Origin of the sequence: Burkholderia sp. Bp8963, assembly GCF_003854275.1 — a bacterium.
Taxonomy (GTDB): domain Bacteria; phylum Pseudomonadota; class Gammaproteobacteria; order Burkholderiales; family Burkholderiaceae; genus Burkholderia.
Genome location: NZ_QTQP01000133.1, coordinates 1 through 1529, shown reverse-complemented (window position 1 = coordinate 1529; position 1529 = coordinate 1). Strand labels below are relative to the sequence as shown.

Genomic DNA, 1529 nt, shown 5'->3' with positions numbered 1-1529 from the left:
TGCGCGACCAGCGCCGACTCGATCTCCATCGTGCCGAGCCGGTGGCCCGACACGTTCAGCACGTCGTCGATCCGGCCCATGATCGTGAAGTAGCCCGTGTCCTTGTCGCGCACGGTGCCGTCGCCGGCGAGGTACAGCGTGCCGCCGAGTTCTTCCGGGTAATAGCTCTTCCTGAAGCGCTCCGGGTCGCCCCAGATCGTGCGGATCATCGCCGGCCACGGACGCTTGACGACCAGGATTCCGCCCTGGCCGTTCGGCACGTCCTGGCCCGTCTCGTCGACCACCGCGGCCATGATGCCCGGCAGCGGCAGCGTGCACGAACCGGGCACGGTCGGCGTCGCGCCCGGCAGCGGCGTGATCATATGGCCACCTGTCTCGGTCTGCCACCACGTATCGACGATCGGGCAGCGCTCGCCGCCGACGTGCTTGTGATACCACATCCACGCTTCCGGGTTGATCGGCTCGCCGACCGTGCCGATGATGCGCAGGCTCGACAGGTCATAGCTCTTCGGATGGACGTTGTCGTCGGCCTCGGCCGCCTTGATCAGCGAGCGGATCGCGGTCGGCGCGGTATAGAACACGCTGACCTTGTGGTCGGCGATCATCTTCCAGAAGCGGCCGGCGTCCGGATACGTCGGCACGCCCTCGAACACGACCTGCGTGCCGCCGCACGCGAGCGGGCCGTAGGTGATGTACGTGTGGCCGGTGACCCAGCCGATGTCGGCCGTGCACCAGAACACGTCGGTGGGCTTCCAGTCGAAGGTCCACTTCATCGTCTGCGCGGCCCACAGCAGGTAGCCGCCGGTGCTGTGCTGCACGCCCTTCGGCTTGCCGGTCGAGCCCGACGTATACAGGATGAACAGCGGATGCTCGGCGCCGACCCATCCCGGCTCGCAGGTGTCGGCCGCGGCGGCGGTCAGCTCGTGCATCCACAGGTCGCGGCCTGCATGCCAGTCGATCTTGCCGCCGGTGCGACGGTAGACGATCACGCTCTTTACCGCATCGCAGCCGCCCATCGCGAGCGCTTCGTCCGCGATGCTCTTGAGCGGCAGCGTCTTGCCGCCGCGCAGCTGCTCGTCGGCGGTGACGAGCGCGACCGCGCCGACGTCGACGAGGCGTTCGTTCAGCGATTTCGCGGAGAAGCCGCCGAACACGACCGAGTGGGTCGCGCCGATGCGCGCGCACGCCTGCATCGCGACGATCCCTTCGATCGACATCGGGATGTAGATGACGACCCGGTCGCCCTTGCCGATCCCGCGCTGCTTCAGCGCGTTCGCGAAGCGCGACACGCGCGCGAGCAGGTCGGCGTAGGTGACGCGCGTGACGGTGCCGTCGTCGGCCTCGAAGATCACCGCGACGCGCTCGCCGTGGCCGGCTTCGACGTGGCGGTCGAGACAGTTGTACGACGCGTTCAGCTCGCCGTCGTCGAACCACTTGCAGAACGGCGCGTCGGATTCGTCGAGCACGTTCGTGAACGGCTTGTGCCACGCGAGCGTCTCGCGCGCGTGGCGTGCCCAGAATCCTTCGTA

Annotated in this window: 1 protein-coding gene; it reads right to left on the bottom strand. The window is 68.0% G+C overall.

Features of this window, described 5'->3' with window-relative positions; all coding sequences use genetic code 11:
* Positions 1 to 1529: acetate--CoA ligase (gene acs / locus DID96_RS37615; RefSeq protein ID WP_124604362.1), on the bottom strand; the 1529-nt coding region annotated here is incomplete at both ends.